Consider the following 16,650-nt stretch of genomic DNA (forward strand, 5'->3'; position numbering starts at 1 on the left):
GCATTATGGAACGTTCACAAGCCTCCAAATTTATTTTTGACTTGTTGCACCTGCTGATTGCACGTAACGGGTCGGATCTGTTCATCACCGAAAGCTTTCCGCCGGCACTGAAAGTGGATGGAAAGATTTTTAAAGTTTCTGAGCAGGCACTGACTGCACAGCACACCGCAGCGCTGGCGCGTTCAATCATGAACGACCATCAGGTCGCAGAATTTGAGCGCACCAGGGAATGTAACTTTGCCATCTCCCCGCCGGATATCGGACGTTTTCGCGTCAATGCATTTTTGCAGCGCGGCTCTGTGGGCATGGTCTTTCGTGTGATTCCAAGCGAAGTCCCCACCATTGACCAGCTTCAGTTACCGCAAATTCTCAAAGAAATGTCCATGTCCAAGCGCGGCCTGATCATTGTGGTGGGCGGTACCGGTTCCGGTAAATCGACCTCCATGGCCGCCATGCTGGACTGGCGCAACGAAAACAGCAGCGGGCATATCATTACCGTGGAAGACCCGATCGAGTTTGTGCACAAACACAAAAACTGCATTGTGACGCAGCGCGAAATCGGGCTGGACACCGAATCATGGGATGCCGCACTGATGAATGCCTTGCGGCAAGCCCCTGATGTGGTGCTGATGGGTGAAATCCGTAACCGTGATGCCATGGAACTGGCGCTGAATTTCTCTGAAACCGGCCACCTGTGTCTGGCGACCCTGCACGCCAATAACGCCAACCAGGCCATTGAGCGCATCATCAAATTCTTCCCGGATGAGGCACACCCTCAGTTGCTGACAGACCTCTCGCTGAACCTGCGCGGCCTGATTTCCCAGCGCCTGATTCCAAGACAAACCGGCAAGGGCCGTGTGGCTGCCATTGAAATCATGCTGAACTCGCCGCTGATTGCCGACCTGATCACCAAGGGTGAAGTCGCTGAAATGAAGGAGGTCATGAAACGCAGCCGTGACACCGGCATGCAGACATTTGACCACTCGCTGTATGACCTGTATGAAGGCAACGAGATCACTTACGAAGATGCCTTGCGCAACGCAGACTCGGTCAACGACCTGCGCTTGCAGATCAAGCTCAACAGTGACCGTGCGCGTCAGGAACTTGCAGCAACACCACTGTCTCTGGGGATTAAAGCGTAATCGCCTGATACGATACAGCGTATGCATTTATAACTGGGATCACTGGGTTAAATGAATGCATACGCAAGGGGGCCATTTCATGCCTGAAACATCTTCCAAGACAAAGCATACGGTGGCCTTTATCGGTCTAGGGGTCATGGGGTTCCCCATGGCCTCGCATCTGCAACGCGCAGGCCACCATGTCACCGTTTATAACCGGACCGGCAGCAAAGCACAGGCCTGGGTCGAGCAGAACCCCGGCGCGCGCAGTGCACCAACGCCGGCACAGGCGGCTCTCGGTGCAGACTTTGTATTCAGTTGCGTTGGCAATGATGACGATTTACGCTCCGTCACACTGGGCGAGCATGGCGCTTTTGCCGCCATGAAGCCCGGCAGCATTTATGTCGACCATACTACCGCATCGGCCGATGTGGCCCGTGAACTGGCTCAGGTGGCCAGTCAAAAGCAATTGCATTTTATGGATGCGCCAGTTTCAGGCGGGCAGTCGGGTGCAGAAAACGGTGTTCTGACCATCATGGCAGGAGGTGAATCCGCTGTTTTTGAGCGCGTTAAACCGGTCGTCATGGCTTATGCGCGGGCATTCACATTGATTGGCCCTCACGGCAGCGGCCAGTTGGCCAAAATGGTCAACCAGATCTGTCTGGCCGGAATGGTTCAGGCCCTGGCCGAAGCCATTGCCTTCGGTCAAAAAGCCGGGCTGGACATGCCCCTGGTGCTGGATGTCATCGGCAAAGGTGCCGCCAGCAGTTGGCAGATGGAAAACCGTGGCCCGTCCATGGTGGAAAACCGCTTTGATTTTGGTTTTGCCGTAGACTGGATGCGCAAAGACCTGGGGCTGGCCATGGAGATGGCCAAGCGCACCGGGGCGCGTCTGCCGGTTACTGCGCTGGTAGATCAGTTTTATGCCAGTGTACAGGCCATGGGCGGCAACCGGCAGGACACCTCGGCACTGATCCGACTGCTGAACGACAAAAACAAATCAGCCTGACCAAACAGCCAGGCTGATGACATCTTTTTATCCCGCACAGACCCAAGTCAGCCCGTCGTGTAAACAAAGGTGCCCTAACGCCCTTAAGGGCGGATTTCAGTGGGCTCGCCAATATTCTCTGTCGGACTGCTTTGGGCATCTATTTTCATGAGGTCTTCTTCAGAAATAATCTCAAATACACGCACAACTTTCTGAACGCCCACCACAGTTGCCGCTTTTTCGCTGGCAAGCTGTGCCTCACGCATGGTCACAAGCCCCATCAGATACACCACAGAGCGCTCGGTCACCACTTTGATGTGCCCGGAAGAAAGATTCTCCACATTCGCCAAAGCCGTCTTCACTTTACCAGTGAGCATGGAATCATCGGTACGCACCCGCAATGATGTCACCGGCCCCACCGCCAGTGCATTCACCACGCTGCGCACATTGGCAACACGCCGCACAGTTTCTTCAGCCACAATTTTGTCATCTGAACTGCCCACTTCGCCAGTCAGCAGAACCTGACGGTTGAAACTGGTGACATTGATATGCGCCTTATCCGCCCCCAGCATGGAAGACAAGTCCTGCTTGGCACGCAATTCAATGGTCTGGTCGTCAATCTGTGCGCCTGAGGAACGGCGGTCTACCGCCGACATGACACCGGCACCGATCCCGCCGACAAACAGCACCGGGCATCCTGTCAACGTCACTGTGGCGCCAGCCAGTCCTGCCAGCATCAGCGCACGTCTTGACCAGTTATTCTGTTTATCCTTATTTTGCATTATTCACCTCGCCTGTTGGTTCTCACCCGGTGTACAAACACCCTACAATCATAAAACACCCGTCATTTTCAGACAGTGTCTGCTCCCAGCAGCACATTATCAACGCCTTCGCACAGGCAGTGCAAGATCAGAATATGCAGCTCCTGAATTCTGGCCGTGCGGTTATGCGGTACCGTGATATGCAGATCAGTCTCCTGCACCATATCCAGCATCTTGCCGCCACCTTTACCCGTCAGGGCAATCACCGTCATCTCCCGCTGGTGTGCTGCTTCAATCGCTTTCATCACATTGGGCGAATTGCCGCTGGTGCTGATGCCCAGCAACACATCGCCCGGGTTGCCCAGCGCCTGCACCTGGCGGGAAAACACCACATCAAAACCATAGTCGTTGCCGATGGCCGTCAGTGCAGATGTATCGGTATTGAGCGCAACCGCAGCCAGCCCGGGGCGTTCACGCTCAAAGCGGCCAGTGAATTCCGCCGCAAAATGCTGCGCATCCGCGGCTGACCCGCCGTTACCACACACCAGAATTTTGCCGCCATTGGTCAGTGCATCGACAATGATCGACACCCCGCTGGCAATAATCGGCGCCAGTTGCTCCGCAGTCTGGTACTTCAGATCTGCACTTTCAAAAAAAGCCTGTTGAATACGTTGCTCAAGCATGTTATTTCCAATTCCTTATCAAAGCATACGCCTGCAATCTAGCCATTATCCCTCACTTCAAAAGCACTTCTCAACCATAAGGGCTGAGCCAGCGCCTCGTCTTCAAACGCCACCACATCAAACCTGGCGGCAGGCACAGTACGGTAGCGCATCAGAAAATACCGTGCCGCCTGAATCAGCCGGCGCTGTTTCTGAGCAGAAATACTTTCGCCGGCCCCGCCAAAACCGGTATGCGTACGCAACCGCACCTCTACAAATACCACGGTCCCGTCACGCTCCTGCATCACCAGGTCCAGATCAGCCATGCCACGTCCGGCAGGCTGAAAGTTACGGGCCAGCAGACTCATGTTCTGTTTTTTCAGGTAACGCAACGCGGCATCCTCCGCACACGCGCCAGATCCTTTAGCAGCCCTATGCCAAAACATGGTTCTTTACACATTCCCGGGCAAAAACTGCCCTGCTGACGCTATGATACTATGAATCCGGATTGGTCTTAAAGTTCAGCAGGCAACACCAGCCCGCTACAGATGCCGTGCACCTGATCCCGATACAATGGCTGTATTGCAATTATTTGATGCCAGCTCGCACAAAATCGACCATGAGCGCTTATTCACATGACATCCTGCTGGAAGCGGCCAGCCAGATTGCCGGCACACAAAACTATCCGGATGCTACTTTATACCTTGTGCCAACCCCCATCGGTAATCTGGCAGACATCACGTTCAGGGCCCTTCATGTGCTGCAACTGGCAGATGCCATTGCCTGCGAAGACACACGCAACACACGCCTGTTGCTCAGCCATTACGGCATTACCTCCAAAACACTGTTTGCGCTGCACCAGCACAATGAACAGCATGCCACCGCTGAACTCCTGCGCCGCCTGCAACAAGGAGAACGCATTGCCCTGGTGACCGATGCCGGCACCCCGGCCATTTCAGACCCTGGCGCCCGTGCAGTGGCCGCAGTCAGCCATGCCGGCCTGCGTATCGTCGCGCTGCCAGGTGCCAGCAGCGTCATTACTGCACTGTCGGCCGCAGGCATCACAGAGGGTGATGTTTTATTTCATGGGTTTTTACCCACCAAAGCCCAGGAACGCCAGCACTGTTTGGCAGAACTGATCGCTTTACCCCATGCTGTTGTGCTGCTGGAAGCGCCGCACCGCATCGAAACGCTGGTACAGGAACTAGCCCGACTAGCCCCTGCCCGCGCCGTCACACTGGCGCGCGAGCTGACCAAACAGTTTGAGCAGATTGTCACATACCCGGCAGAAAATCTGCCCACCTGGCTGCAACAACGCCCCGAACACAAAAAGGGCGAGTTTGTCTGCATCATTCATCCGCCTGCTGCCGAAACCGCATCTGATGCGGAAGCACACGACGACGCATTGACGCTGGCACTGGCACATATGCCAACCAAAGCCGCGGCACAGTTGATTGCACGCTTAACCGGCCAGCCCAAAAACAAACTGTATGAACGCGCACTACAGCTTAAAAAAAGCAATCCGCACGCCGATACTTAATTTATTACATTAAAAAAACCCGTGGTATATCAGCGGTATCAGTACCGCACCTAAAACGGACTGCACCCCTACAGCCAGCGCGGCATAAGCTGCTGCCGTGGGGCTGATCTGAAAAGCGCTGGCCGTTCCGATGCCGTGACTGGCGGTCCCCAGGGCAAAACCGCGCGCCGCATCCGATTTGATCCGTGCCAGCTTGAACAGCAGCGGCCCCATCAAAGCGCCCATCACACCGGTGATAATGGTAAAAACCGCCACCAGAGAAATTTCACCGCCGATTTTTTCCGCCACCCCCATCGCCACAGATGTTGTCATCGATTTGGGCGCCAGTGACAGAATGATTTTCGGCGGCAGCCCGAAAGCCCATGCCAGCAGCACCACCGAGATCACGGCAACGGCGCCACCAATCAGCGAAGCCCCCAACAATGGCCACATTTGCTTTTTCAGATCAGCCCAGCGCAACCACAGCAGCAGCCCCATCGCAACCACCGAAGGCCCCAGCAGAAAATGAATGAACTGCGCCCCTTCAAAGTAAGTGGTATAGCTGGTGTTGGACAGCAGCAGTACCGCAATAATCAGCAAAGTGGCCCATACCAGCGGTGTCGCCCATGGTGCATAGCGCCGCCACGTATAAAAGCTGTAGGCCATCAAATACGCAATCAACGTCAGCGTCAACCCCATCAATGGCGTGGAAGAAAGGTACACCCAAAAATCCTGAAAATTATCTGTCATGTCATGCCTCTTCCTGGGTTTTCTGTTCCTGAACTGCTGCCAATGCCTCTTTTGACCGTTCTTCAGAAGGTAACCACCAGGCCAGCAAACATCCGGTGGCCAGCAAACCCAAAGCACACGAAATGAACAGCACCAGCAGAATGCGAATGCTGTACTCCTGCAGCAAAGGCAGTTGCGTCAACACACCGACACTGATCGGCAGAAAAAGCAGCGACAGGTGCGATATGAGAAAGTTGGCACACGACTCCACAGGCTCGCGGACAGACAGAAATGATAAGCACGGCACCAGCAGCAGCATGCCAAGCACCGGCCCGGGGATCGGCCAATGCAACAAACGCGATATCAGCTCGCCAAGGCATTGAAACACCAGCAGAAAAGTAAACCCTTTCAGGGGAAGCATGGGCCGCATATCGGAACAGTCCTTTTTCTTTTATCAAAATAAAAACGGCCTAGTACCTTAACATGCAATTTATCTCACCGCAAGTTACCGCCTGCCGGCAACTCAAACACCATGCCCTCCACCCTTATTCAATACCCTTGCAACCATGTGGCTACAGCGCAAAACCATTCGACTTTTTTATCAAAAATACATTGTTTTTATTCAACAATCACTCTGAACACGCACTGTTGTACAGCGCCAGCCGCGCTACGCCAAAACGTTAACTTTTACCGTTATCACAAAATACATGCGATGCCATTACGGGAAAAATGATTTATCTCATTTTTAATGATTGATTTTTGTACCATACTGGCATATAAGTAATGTATACATTCTTTTTTTGATACACAGAAAGCGCAACCCCATCATGCACGCACAGCCTCCTACCGCTTTGATGCAATATGCTGCGCTACACCGTGACCAGCGCAATATCCTGTTGCATACCATCTGCATTCCCATCATGATGCTGGCCATGGGATGGCTGCTCAGCCCCCTGCTGTGGCAATGGCCAAGCTGGCCTGCTCCTGCGGGTGCATTACTGTTACTTGGTATTACAGGCTTTTATGTTTATTTTGCCGGTTATCTTGGGCTGGTGACCAGCGTTCTGATTGCCGTGCTGTTTTGTGCCGGACAGTTGTTTTACTCATGGCTGGGCCTTATCAGCGGCAGCATTGTGCTGTTACTGGGCTACCTGCTGCATCGGCTGGGGCACTGGTACGAAGGCAACTATTTTCTGTTCCGCTTCCAGTTCCCTACACTGCTGGCAGCTCCCTTGTTTGCTACAGCCGAGCTCATGCGGCACCTGGGATTTTTCCATCCCTTATGTGCGGCCATTGAAACCCGTGTCGGCACGTCTTATGTGCGCGATATGGTCAATGTGCAATCAGACTAACAGGCTCCTTTTACACAAGGCTGTATGGCGCTGTGCTTGCACCAGCTTGCATCATACACGGGGCGCCATCAAACACCACAAAACCGGAATGCCAGATCCGGCTTTTTGCCGCTGATCAGTTCCGCCACCGCGCGGCCTGAACCTGCGCTGTGCGTCCACCCCAATGACCCATGTCCGCTGTTGATCCACAGGTTGCCATATTTACTGCGGCCCATGATCGGAACATTGCTGGGTGTGGAAGGCCGCAGCCCGGCCCAGAAATTCGGTTCTGTCGTATCCGCCACGCCAGGGAACAACTGCTCATACCGCTCCACAAGCATTTTGCAGCGCACCTTGGAAACAGAGGAGTTTAATGAGGTGTCATACCCGGCAGTTTCTGCCGTGCCGGCAATGCGTATGCTGTCACCCAGACGCGAAATGGCAATTTTAAAATCGTCATCCAGCATACTGACAGAACTGGCCTTTTCCGGCTGCTTCAGGCGCATGGTTGCGGAATAACCTTTTGTCGGATAGATCGGCAGATATATGCCGATACGGCGCAACAAAGGCGCTGTAAAAGACCCCAGTGCCGCAACATAAGCATCTGCCTTGATGGTGCTGGCTTCCCCTGTGTTCTGGTCTTTGACCTGCACTCTTGTCACCCCCGCACCATGACACTCAAACCCCAGAATATCGGTTTGAAACAGTGCAGTGGCACCACGCGCCAGACACTGTTTCATCAGTTTTTGGGCAAACACAAAAGCATCGCCGGATTCATCCTCCGGTGTATAAGTGCCTCCCACAATATGCTCGGCAAAGCTCTGTAAAGCAGGTTCCACCTGCAACACCGCCTCGCGGCTGATGACATCGCGCTTGACGCCATAACGCTGCATTACCGCGGCTTCATGGCTGCCGTTATCCATGGCCTGCTGTGACGTAAAAAAATGCAAAATTCCCTTTTCCTCACGGTTGCACTCAATCCCTGTTTTGGCAAATACCTCGTGAAACGCCGCATGGCTGTACTGCCCCAAAGCCACCAGTTGTCGCACATTGCGGTCAAATGCTGATCCCGTACACTGGGATAAAAACCTCAGCCCCCAGGACCATTGATGCGGGTCGAGTTTGAGCCGGAACAGCAACGGCGCATCATCACGGGGCAACCATTTCAGCAACTTGAGCGGTGCAGCCGGATTGGCCCAGGGCTCGCAGTAACAAACGGAAATCTGGGCCCCATTGGCGTACGAAGTTTCCATGGCCGCCGCGCTGGCGCGGTCAATGATGATGACTTCATGCCCATGCTCCAGCAGATACCAGGCTGTCAAAGTACCGATAACGCCTGCGCCTAAAACGACCACCTTCATGGAAATACTCCTGCCAGGAAAAAGCACAGTATCTGGCACGCTGACAGAAAAATGAAGATGGATTAAAGTATTTCATCTTCCATCAGTTAATCTAATACATGAGTTTTATCGATCCGGATGCACTGGAATGCCTGGTTGCCCTGGTAGAAGAAGGCAGCTTTGAACGTGCCGCACAACGGCTGGACATTACCCAGTCTGCCGTTTCGCAACGACTCAAGGCGCTGGAATCCCGCATTGGCACGGTGCTGATCGTGCGCAACCGCCCTTTACAGCCGACACAGGCCGGCAGCCTGCTGCTGCGTTACGCGCGCCAGCAGCGCCTGTTACGGGCCGACCTGACCCATGACCTGCAGGAACTCGCACCCAGCACCCACCTGGGCAACATTGAGCAGGCCCGCATATCCATTGCAATCAATGCCGACAGCATTGCCACCTGGGCACTGCCGGCGCTGCAGCCTGTCATTGAGCGCGGCATTGCACTGGAGATCATTACCGATGACCAGGACTTTACGCACGAATGGCTGCGCCAGGGACAGGTTCTCGGGTGCGTGACCACGCAACCGGAGCCTTTGCGCGGCTGCCAGATGATCCGCCTGGGCTCCATGACTTATGTTGCTGTGGCCACGCCCGAGATGGTGGCGCGCAAGCTGGAAGGGCAACCTTTTTCTCTTCGCATCCGTGAACTTCCATTTGTCGCCTTCAACCGCAAAGACGATATGCAGCAATATCTGGTTGCCAAAGCATTAGGGCTCAGGCATATTGCACTCAAGCAGATTTATGTCCCTTCCTCTGAAGCACAGGTCAGGGCGGTACTGGCAGGCTGGGGAGCTTCCGTCGTCCCCCAGATTCTGGTACATGACCTGATACAACAAGGCACACTGACTCGCCTGCTGCCAGGCTGCAGCGTTGAAATATCACTGTACTGGCACTGCTGGGGCCTGGAATCCGATCTGCTTCAAATACTGACCAAGGCGCTGACCCAATACGCCGCCAGCGCGCTGAATAACACCCTCAGAACAGACACCCCGTCTGATTAAGCAGTTATAGAGCCGTCACGAAGCCACACCCAGAATCACACTGGAAGCCTTGAATATCGCCGTAGCGGATACCCCGGCCTTCAAGCCCATATTTTTGCAGCTCTGGTTGGTAATAATGGCGGTGATCAAACACCCATTGCCAAGGTCGATGACCACTTCAGAATTGACTGCCCCCGGCTCCACCTGGGTAACATTGCCGGCCAGGCAGTTGCGTGTTGACAGTTTCACCCCTTGTATATCTGTTGCGACAATCACAAACGATGCCTTAACCAGCGCAAACGCTTTTACCCCTGTTTTGACGCCCAGCTTTTCTGTGCTTTCGTGGGTAATAATGGCCGTAATCTTGATGCCATGGCCAACCTCCAGCTCTACCTCGTCATTGACCGCGCCCCGCTTCACCTGAACCACGGTTCCTTCAAAACAATTACGTGCACTGGTTTTCATGTTGAATCCTCTTTCATTCAAAAATAAGATTGCCGCTTCAGCAACAGTATCATCCTACTTCAGATTGACCAGAACTCCGGCAAAAACAACAATGCCATCCCTGAATCATTTCAACAAACCCAACAACTGGCTCAACTCTTTTTGATTGGCAGCCGATGCCTGCTGTTCTATCTGGCGATACAGCGCAATCACCTGCTCTCCAACCTCTGTCAGTTGGCTGGTCCCCCCACTGGCACCACCGTGGCTTGAGACAATGGCCGGGCTCGCCAATGCGCTGTTGATATCATTTAACAACAGCCAGGCCCGCCGGTACGACATTCCCAGGCTTTTTGCCGCTGCGGTAATGGACCCATAGTCACGCACCGCCTCCAGCAAAGATACTTTGCCCGGGCCAATGGCGATCAGGTCTCCGTATAAAACACGCATGCGCCAGCGCACTTTGACGGGTGTCTCCGGTTTGGAGCGCCGCTTTGATTTGGCCTTCTCCAGCACGTCCTGCACTTCCATTTCCGGTATTGCATCCTGCGTATTCTTCATTTTGCAGTCTCCCCTCATGTCATCCTCGCAACCACCTGCTTACGCAAAAGCGAACCAATTGACAACAAAATCGCAATACACACCACACACACAATTGCTGTCAGAATCCAGGCCTGCGTATCTTTTCCGTCCTGTACCGCTTGATAAATGGCAATTGAGAGTGTTTGAGTTTTCCCCGGCATATTGCCGGCAATCATCAGCGTTGCACCAAACTCACCCAACGCCCGCGCCAGGGCCAGCATCACGCCGGCCATAATGCCGCGCATAGCCAAAGGCAGACTGATACGCCAGAAGATTGACCAATTTCTGGCACCCAGGCTGCGCGCAGCCTCAATGTATTCCTCTGCAATCTCTTCAAACGCAGCCCGCGCCGATTTATAAACCAGCGGAAAAGCCACCACCGTCGCTGCCACAATCGCCCCCTTCAGGGTAAACATAAAGCGAATGCCCAGCGTCTGCTCAAACCACCCCCCTACTGCACTGCTGCGGCCCAGCAGCACAATCAGGTAGTACCCCATAACGGTAGGCGGCAACACCATGGGCAAAATGAACAACGTATCCAGCAGCTCCTTGCCTTTAAAATTCTTTCTGGCCATCAGCAAGGCGCACCCCACCCCCAGTATGCTTGCCAGTACGGTTGCAGCAACCGCTACCTGTACTGACAACCACAGAGGTGAAAGACTTTCAAGCAAAGAAGCCGAAACTACATTGTTCATTTGCTACCTAACTAAGCAGGGCAACGGCTCAACCCTCCTGCTTATCACAATCTGTCAAGGTGAAACAAAACCGTAACGTGCCAGAATTTTCTGTCCGTCTTCACTCACGACAAACTGCATAAACTTTCCGGCCAGTTCAGGCTTATCAGACGCTTTGATCTGGGCCATCGGGTATGTAATGGCACTTTCGGTAGACACCACCAGCGCAACAGTCACCTCATTGGCGCTCAAAGCTGCATCGGTACCGTACACAAACCCTGCATCAGCCTCTTTCCGCGATACATACTGCAAAACCTGACGCACATTTTCACCAAACACAAACTTAGGTTCCAAAACGCTCCACAGTTGCTCTTTTTGCATGACCTGTTGCGTGTAATTGCCTGCCGGCACACTGCTGGGAGTACCGACAGCAATCGTGCGATATGCGCTTTCCTTCAGATCTTCCAGTTTGGCTGGCTGCTGTGTGGCGCCCGCAGGAACAATCAGAACCAGTGTGTTGCGTGCAAAATCAAAACGGGTGCTATCTGCAATCAGATCTTTTGCCCGGTCCATTGTTGCCTGGTCAGCACTGGCGAACACATCAACCGGCGCCCCCTGCTCAATCTGGCGCAACAATACGCCGGAAGCGGCAAAATTGAAAGTAACCTTGACACCCGGATTCTGCTTCTCGAAAGCCTCTCCCACATCCTTGAATGCATTGCTCAGGCTGGCCGCCGCTGAAACAATCAGCTCCTGGGCAAAAGCCAGATGGGATGAGCACAGCAACAATACGGCTGCAATCAGACGGGCAAATTTAGAACGCATGCTATCCCCCATAATTAAAATTGATACATCTATACTATCATATCGTAATATACGGACGAACATAACGGACGTAAATCCACCGTTTGCATAGGAAAAACTAATCCTTTTGGCGTATTGATTTTTAAAAAAAATAGTGCTTTTTAACAAGAAACTATTTCGCACAAAATTCAGCGAAAATAAAGCTTTCCGCTTTTAGCCCTTATACTTTTTAATATGAATGAGCTTCCACGCACATTTAAGCTGGTCATTATCTGGCTGCTTATCGGTACCGCTGTCTTTTTAGCTGTTTTATGGTTTGAATCTGCACAAAACAAATCCAGCTTTTCCGTTACAGATAACGTCATCGAAATCAAGCGTGCGCGGGACGGCCATTACCACTGGAGCGGTGACATCAACGGTCATCAGATTACCTTTTTGATTGATACCGGGGCCAGCATGACATCCATTCCGCAGAGTCTGGCAGAAAAAGCCCAACTGCCTGTGGTGGGGCGCGTCACCTTCAATACCGCCAATGGCACGACAAGAAACAACGTGGTACGCGGTAACCTTAACCTGGAAGGCGGGGTACAGATGGACAACCTGCGCATGGGGGTGTTGCCAGACCATTCCGGACAGGCATTGCTAGGCATGGATGTCATCGGGAAACTGCACATGACACAAACGGAAGGCATCATCCGTTTTGAACGCTGATGACTCCTTCTGACTGCACATTTCAATCACCATAGTCCTGCACAAACCATCACCACAAACAGGCAACGAGTCTCCTCAACCCAAAATAAAAACGCCCTGAACAGTGTCAGGGCGTTTTGCATTACCGCAAATATCATCCGGGCGGCTTAGAAACTGAACCGGTAACCGATGTTGAGCTGCTTATGATCAAAGCTGCCACCCTTGGCATAGGTTGCATCCATATAGATGTTATGCCGGCCATTGATCTGCATGTTCACACCAATACCGTTATCCCACCAGCCGCCACCAAAATCATAACTCTCATGATTGTAGTGGTTGAAGGTGTACCCGGTATCGCCACTGAACTCTCTGACATAGCCCGTTTTAATATAAACATCAATCGGGTTCTTGCCTTCGGTGATGCTGTAACCAGCAATCACACTCAGACGCCCCAGGGTCGAATCATAGCTGTCCAGATCCGTTCTCAGACCGGTGCTGGAATTGATCGTTGCGCCATTCTGGTGCGAGAAAGTCAACTGGGCCTGAGGCTCCAGGTACCAGCCCTGTTGAGGCTGGGTAATGTAAAAGCGTTTACCTGCCTCCACACCAATCGTGAACCCTTTGGTGCTGCCATCGCCATCCACATAGTAACCATTGCTGGTCAGCGTATTAAAGCTGTTATCCATGTAAACATATTTGGCAATACCATCGACATAGAATCCGTCATCCGCTTTGTAAGTGCCGTAAACACCGACATGGTAGCTCTTGGTATCACCACTGCCAACGGCATAATCAGCATTCGCCTTGGAAGTCCCTGCCATGACGCCAACATAAGCCTGGCCAGCCCCTTCAATGTCAAGCTGACGGTCTACACCAATTTGCACGCCCGAATACTTCATGTCAAAACTTGAGAGGCGAACCCCGTCAAATTTATCCATTTCACCAGTCATCACCCTGACCCAAACATCTCCCTGTGCTCCAGGAGCCTGACGCAACTCACCCATTCTCTGCAGCAGCGTTTGAATTTCTGCATAGTTGAGCAGGTAATTGATATTCAGTATGTTGGCTGAACGGTCCGCGGCATTATTCAATGTCGGCGGTGTCGGCGTAATGATCTGGGGCTGCTGAGGATCAACCGTTTTCGGCGGCGTTACCGTCGAGGTATTCAGATACCAGTTGCTATCCGCTTTGAATTCCAGAGAATACACATAAGGCCCCACGTCCACACCGGCACTGCTGAACGTTGCCTGGTTCTGTGTCGCATCACTGCCTGTAAACTCAACCACCAACGCTTCTTCAACACCAAAATATGAACCTGCCTTGGCATCGTTAAAATGCAGATAGTGGCTGCCGCTGGAGCTGTTGGTAATAACCAGCCGATCAGCTTCGTTGTCACACATTTCAGTACGGGCGTTAAAAATACCGCCATCACCACTGAGATTGTCGACAGTGAGAACAGCCCTGTTCGAACTTGTCACCGGCAGCACACTCTGGTCGCCAATAGAAACCTGAGCGCCATTGGTCATTACCAGATTATTAACGTTAGAGTCTGCTGTCATCTGCCAATGCGTAGCCGCGCCGTCCATCGTGATATTGATCGTGCCGTCAGCCACGCTGGCCGCTGTTGCCGCATTGGTTTTATCCGTCGCCCCGGTAAACACCGTGCCACTGGTCAGCATCATCTGCACACGACCACCATCCAATGCCGTAACATCCCCTGTATAGGTGGAGTTGTCTGCACCGAAATTCACTACCCCTGCAGAGTTGGCAGTGATATTTCCGGCAACCACTGAGTTTTCAATGACATCTAAAGTAGCAACACCTGACACGCTGGCATCAATATTACCAGTGAACTGAGTGCCACTCATAACCAGGTCGATAAACGAATTGTCTAACCCCGTCGGTGTCGTGGTACCCACCACATTCACATTGCTGTTGAATACAGACCCAGCCGTTGCATTCAGCCTGATCCCGCCTTCCCTATCGGCAACCAGATCCCCTGTAACAGTATATACGCCAGAAGCAGAGAGACCTTCCATGGTTTCGGAGGTAATCAAAGACTCCGCCCCTGAAGAATACATGGCATAGCTGCCTTTGCTCACATCCACCGTAATAGCAGTGTCACCGGCCAAATATACCTGACCGCCTGCAAAGTCCGTAACATTTGTCAAATTAGATCCGAGAGCCAAGCAAAGCGCACTTGAAATACCCGAAGAAGGACACTGACCAATCGTTCCATCCATGGTTACAATACCATGCGCTTGCTGTCCTGTCGTAACAATCGTGGTATTGCCAAGCTGGATTTGCCCTGTTTTATTTGCATAAACAGCATACGCTTTGCTACCTGCTGTAGTAATTTGACTGCCATTACCAATCACTACGGTGGCATTTCCATGCGGCAGGGTTTCTGACTCACGATCACGGTTCCCGGCATAAACAGCATACCCTGTTGAAGAAGATGTATTCGCCCCCGCAGCGTCGGTTTTAAGAATAGCACCAGTACCTATCGTAATGCTGTTGGATGCGGTCGTTGAAATATTAGACAGGTTAGCACGTACGGCAACACCACCTTTTGAGTAAATCTCTGCGTCATCACCAATTGTAACCGTCGCCGCGCTTCTAACCGTCGCATTGATACCGTCTCCAGATGACCCTTCTGTGCGAATAACCAGCTTACCAGGAATAATGACTGTTGTGATGCCATTGGTACGGATTGCATCTGCCGTGGAGCCATTCGTTGTGATTGTGACATTATTCTGCGCAATACGGCTACCGCCATTGGCATAGATACCTACCCCCTGAATATCAGGGCTGGTACCCCAGGAACCAGTCATATTGAAAATCACATTTTCATAATTCAGCCGGGACTGCTCATAAGGCGAATACTGTCCTGAACAGGTAATCGTCAACCCATCTCCTGACACCGTACAAGAAGCCGAATCAGCCATTGCCGCGAAACTGCTGCCCAAGCCCATGCTTAGAGCTGCGGCAATGCGAATGCAAAGTTCTTTGCGGCGTGCTTTCAATGTGTTTCGTTTTTTCATGTCTACGCTCTCAAAATTTCAAAAACCAGATCGTACTCAACCACAGGAGTCACAAACTCCGTAGAACCGAGATACTTGCCTTGAGATCCATCTGGCACCACACTGGCGCCTGGCGAAGAGCCGCCTAAAAATTCATTACGAGCAATATGCACTCATAAATCTTTTGCCATAAATCTTTTATTCGTTATTTAAATTATAAAAATTGCCAATCGAAATGTGTCATTTCAGTTAGGTACTATTTCACACCTTGTGCAACTATCTGATATATCCGTTCACATTAACAACAGCTTTTGTATCAGATCAAAGCAATGCATTTCCAACACATAAATTCAACGCAAACAAACTAAATTCAGTGCAATAAATCACACCATGTTTGCACCTATTCACTCATGCAACAAAATTGTCTTTTTTTACAAATTATGCTTACAACAAATGTCAGTTTAAATTTACAAAAATGTCAAAAAAAGAACAAAAGAACGATTAATGGCTTTCAGGCAAGTATTTGTAGAGAAATAAGCAGCACAAATGCCATGCCCTATCAGACAGCGTGAACTAAATCACAAAAAAGAAATAAACTTTTTTACAAAAGCTGAGGTGGTTATTACAACGAACCTCAGCTAACCGAAATTATCCAAATAAGTTGACGGTTTATTTATGGCAGAGTCTGCAGATTAAGCCAGTTAACAGCAGCTTTCTCTTACTTAGCTGAAGCGTGGATAGGCAGGAAAGATAGATAGTCCGGTGTGGAATTTTGGGAGGCCCTCAGGCGTGGCCCTGTGAGGGATGAGGAAGGTGAAGTTCGGGGGCATCTGGTGTGTGCTGGATTATGTTTGTAATGCTTCCTGTCTAGCCAATAAAAAAGCCCCCTGTGTTTAGCAGAGGGCTTTTTCGTAGCATAAATAGTCTGACGATGTCCTACTTTCACAC

18 protein-coding genes are annotated in these 16,650 nt (G+C 51.8%); 6 read left to right on the top strand and 12 right to left on the bottom strand.

Annotated elements, in window-relative coordinates:
• Positions 1-5 precede the first annotated feature (5 nt).
• Positions 6-1,142, top strand: a complete 1,137-nt coding sequence (locus CUZ56_RS14385) for a PilT/PilU family type 4a pilus ATPase (RefSeq protein ID WP_126981105.1) — start codon at positions 6-8, stop codon at positions 1,140-1,142.
• Positions 1,143-1,221: 79 nt separating this feature from the next.
• Positions 1,222-2,130, top strand: coding sequence for an NAD(P)-dependent oxidoreductase (locus CUZ56_RS14390; protein ID WP_126981106.1), 909 nt, complete (start codon positions 1,222-1,224; stop codon positions 2,128-2,130).
• An 83-nt stretch (positions 2,131-2,213) separates the two neighbouring features.
• On the opposite strand, the gene CUZ56_RS14395 is transcribed toward CUZ56_RS14390, so the two are convergent.
• The 3 genes from CUZ56_RS14395 to CUZ56_RS14405 all read right to left on the bottom strand — a co-directional run bounded on the left by CUZ56_RS14395 (position 2,214) and on the right by CUZ56_RS14405 (position 3,978).
• Positions 2,214-2,891, bottom strand: a complete 678-nt coding sequence (locus CUZ56_RS14395; RefSeq protein WP_126981107.1) for a BON domain-containing protein — start codon at positions 2,889-2,891, stop codon at positions 2,214-2,216.
• Between the two features lie 68 nt (positions 2,892-2,959).
• A complete protein-coding gene (locus CUZ56_RS14400; RefSeq protein ID WP_126981108.1) occupies positions 2,960-3,553 on the bottom strand; it encodes a phosphoheptose isomerase in 594 nt (197 codons plus the stop codon).
• 38 nt (positions 3,554-3,591) lie between these two features.
• A complete protein-coding gene (locus CUZ56_RS14405; RefSeq protein ID WP_126981109.1) occupies positions 3,592-3,978 on the bottom strand; it encodes a YraN family protein in 387 nt (128 codons plus the stop codon).
• 173 nt (positions 3,979-4,151) lie between these two features.
• Here CUZ56_RS14405 and rsmI point away from each other — a divergent pair, with 173 nt between their 5' ends.
• Positions 4,152-5,072: a 16S rRNA (cytidine(1402)-2'-O)-methyltransferase gene (gene rsmI, locus CUZ56_RS14410; RefSeq protein ID WP_126981110.1), complete on the top strand. Its 921-nt coding sequence runs from the start codon at positions 4,152-4,154 to the stop codon at positions 5,070-5,072.
• A gap of 9 nt (positions 5,073-5,081) precedes the next feature.
• Here the strand turns inward: rsmI and CUZ56_RS14415 are convergent, their stop codons facing one another.
• Together CUZ56_RS14415 and CUZ56_RS14420 are read right to left on the bottom strand one after the other, a co-directional pair.
• Positions 5,082-5,801: an LrgB family protein gene (locus CUZ56_RS14415; protein WP_126981111.1), complete on the bottom strand. Its 720-nt coding sequence runs from the start codon at positions 5,799-5,801 to the stop codon at positions 5,082-5,084.
• 1 nt (position 5,802) lies between these two features.
• Positions 5,803-6,210: a CidA/LrgA family protein gene (locus tag CUZ56_RS14420; protein ID WP_239442575.1), complete on the bottom strand. Its 408-nt coding sequence runs from the start codon at positions 6,208-6,210 to the stop codon at positions 5,803-5,805.
• A 397-nt stretch (positions 6,211-6,607) separates the two neighbouring features.
• On the opposite strand from CUZ56_RS14420, the gene CUZ56_RS14425 reads away from it, so the two are divergent.
• Positions 6,608-7,132 (top strand): DUF962 domain-containing protein, encoded by a 525-nt coding sequence (locus CUZ56_RS14425; RefSeq protein ID WP_126981112.1) that lies wholly within the window; start codon positions 6,608-6,610, stop codon positions 7,130-7,132.
• A 68-nt stretch (positions 7,133-7,200) separates the two neighbouring features.
• Here CUZ56_RS14425 and CUZ56_RS14430 read toward each other — a convergent pair whose 3' ends face one another.
• On the bottom strand, positions 7,201-8,472 hold the full coding sequence (locus CUZ56_RS14430; RefSeq protein WP_126981113.1) for a D-amino acid dehydrogenase: 1,272 nt from the start codon (positions 8,470-8,472) through the stop codon (positions 7,201-7,203).
• Positions 8,473-8,570: 98 nt separating this feature from the next.
• Between CUZ56_RS14430 and CUZ56_RS14435 the strand changes: the two genes are divergently transcribed.
• Positions 8,571-9,509, top strand: coding sequence for a LysR family transcriptional regulator ArgP (locus CUZ56_RS14435; RefSeq protein ID WP_126981114.1), 939 nt, complete (start codon positions 8,571-8,573; stop codon positions 9,507-9,509).
• A 15-nt stretch (positions 9,510-9,524) separates the two neighbouring features.
• Here CUZ56_RS14435 and CUZ56_RS14440 read toward each other — a convergent pair whose 3' ends face one another.
• The 4 genes from CUZ56_RS14440 to modA form a co-directional block, all read right to left on the bottom strand.
• On the bottom strand, positions 9,525-9,953 hold the full coding sequence (locus CUZ56_RS14440) for a TOBE domain-containing protein (protein WP_126981115.1): 429 nt from the start codon (positions 9,951-9,953) through the stop codon (positions 9,525-9,527).
• Positions 9,954-10,058: 105 nt separating this feature from the next.
• On the bottom strand, positions 10,059-10,490 hold the full coding sequence (locus tag CUZ56_RS14445; protein ID WP_239442586.1) for a winged helix-turn-helix domain-containing protein: 432 nt from the start codon (positions 10,488-10,490) through the stop codon (positions 10,059-10,061).
• Between the two features lie 14 nt (positions 10,491-10,504).
• Positions 10,505-11,206, bottom strand: a complete 702-nt coding sequence (modB, locus tag CUZ56_RS14450) for a molybdate ABC transporter permease subunit (protein ID WP_126981116.1) — start codon at positions 11,204-11,206, stop codon at positions 10,505-10,507.
• Positions 11,207-11,260: 54 nt separating this feature from the next.
• On the bottom strand, positions 11,261-12,010 hold the full coding sequence (gene modA, locus CUZ56_RS14455) for a molybdate ABC transporter substrate-binding protein (RefSeq protein WP_204250921.1): 750 nt from the start codon (positions 12,008-12,010) through the stop codon (positions 11,261-11,263).
• 213 nt (positions 12,011-12,223) lie between these two features.
• Between modA and CUZ56_RS14460 the strand changes: the two genes are divergently transcribed.
• The gene (locus tag CUZ56_RS14460; RefSeq protein WP_126981118.1) at positions 12,224-12,700 is read left to right on the top strand and encodes a retropepsin-like aspartic protease family protein; all 477 of its coding nucleotides are present in this window, start codon (positions 12,224-12,226) and stop codon (positions 12,698-12,700) included.
• A 146-nt stretch (positions 12,701-12,846) separates the two neighbouring features.
• Here CUZ56_RS14460 and CUZ56_RS14465 read toward each other — a convergent pair whose 3' ends face one another.
• Together CUZ56_RS14465 and CUZ56_RS15825 are read right to left on the bottom strand one after the other, a co-directional pair.
• The gene (locus tag CUZ56_RS14465) at positions 12,847-15,723 is read right to left on the bottom strand and encodes an autotransporter outer membrane beta-barrel domain-containing protein (protein ID WP_126981119.1); all 2,877 of its coding nucleotides are present in this window, start codon (positions 15,721-15,723) and stop codon (positions 12,847-12,849) included.
• Positions 15,724-15,725: 2 nt separating this feature from the next.
• The gene (locus CUZ56_RS15825) at positions 15,726-15,875 is read right to left on the bottom strand and encodes a hypothetical protein (RefSeq protein ID WP_162615371.1); all 150 of its coding nucleotides are present in this window, start codon (positions 15,873-15,875) and stop codon (positions 15,726-15,728) included.
• Positions 15,876-16,650 lie beyond the last annotated feature (775 nt).

It is taken from the genome of Saezia sanguinis (genome assembly GCF_003991585.1).
In the GTDB taxonomy this organism is placed as follows: Bacteria; Pseudomonadota; Gammaproteobacteria; order Burkholderiales; family Burkholderiaceae_C; genus Saezia; species Saezia sanguinis.

Coding starts and splice junctions, on each gene's coding strand:
- CUZ56_RS14440 (WP_126981115.1), bottom strand. CDS start 9,953: ATGAAAACCAGTGCACGTAATTGTTTTGAAGGAACCGTGGTTCAGGTG.
- CUZ56_RS14420 (WP_239442575.1), bottom strand. CDS start 6,210: ATGCGGCCCATGCTTCCCCTGAAAGGGTTTACTTTTCTGCTGGTGTTT.
- CUZ56_RS14435 (WP_126981114.1), top strand. CDS start 8,571: ATGAGTTTTATCGATCCGGATGCACTGGAATGCCTGGTTGCCCTGGTA.
- CUZ56_RS14405 (WP_126981109.1), bottom strand. CDS start 3,978: ATGTTTTGGCATAGGGCTGCTAAAGGATCTGGCGCGTGTGCGGAGGAT.
- CUZ56_RS14425 (WP_126981112.1), top strand. CDS start 6,608: ATGCACGCACAGCCTCCTACCGCTTTGATGCAATATGCTGCGCTACAC.
- rsmI (WP_126981110.1), top strand. CDS start 4,152: ATGAGCGCTTATTCACATGACATCCTGCTGGAAGCGGCCAGCCAGATT.
- CUZ56_RS14400 (WP_126981108.1), bottom strand. CDS start 3,553: ATGCTTGAGCAACGTATTCAACAGGCTTTTTTTGAAAGTGCAGATCTG.
- CUZ56_RS14465 (WP_126981119.1), bottom strand. CDS start 15,723: ATGAAAAAACGAAACACATTGAAAGCACGCCGCAAAGAACTTTGCATT.
- modA (WP_204250921.1), bottom strand. CDS start 12,010: ATGCGTTCTAAATTTGCCCGTCTGATTGCAGCCGTATTGTTGCTGTGC.
- CUZ56_RS14445 (WP_239442586.1), bottom strand. CDS start 10,490: ATGAAGAATACGCAGGATGCAATACCGGAAATGGAAGTGCAGGACGTG.
- CUZ56_RS14460 (WP_126981118.1), top strand. CDS start 12,224: ATGAATGAGCTTCCACGCACATTTAAGCTGGTCATTATCTGGCTGCTT.
- CUZ56_RS14390 (WP_126981106.1), top strand. CDS start 1,222: ATGCCTGAAACATCTTCCAAGACAAAGCATACGGTGGCCTTTATCGGT.
- CUZ56_RS14415 (WP_126981111.1), bottom strand. CDS start 5,801: ATGACAGATAATTTTCAGGATTTTTGGGTGTACCTTTCTTCCACGCCA.
- CUZ56_RS14395 (WP_126981107.1), bottom strand. CDS start 2,891: ATGCAAAATAAGGATAAACAGAATAACTGGTCAAGACGTGCGCTGATG.
- CUZ56_RS14430 (WP_126981113.1), bottom strand. CDS start 8,472: ATGAAGGTGGTCGTTTTAGGCGCAGGCGTTATCGGTACTTTGACAGCC.
- modB (WP_126981116.1), bottom strand. CDS start 11,206: ATGAACAATGTAGTTTCGGCTTCTTTGCTTGAAAGTCTTTCACCTCTG.
- CUZ56_RS14385 (WP_126981105.1), top strand. CDS start 6: ATGGAACGTTCACAAGCCTCCAAATTTATTTTTGACTTGTTGCACCTG.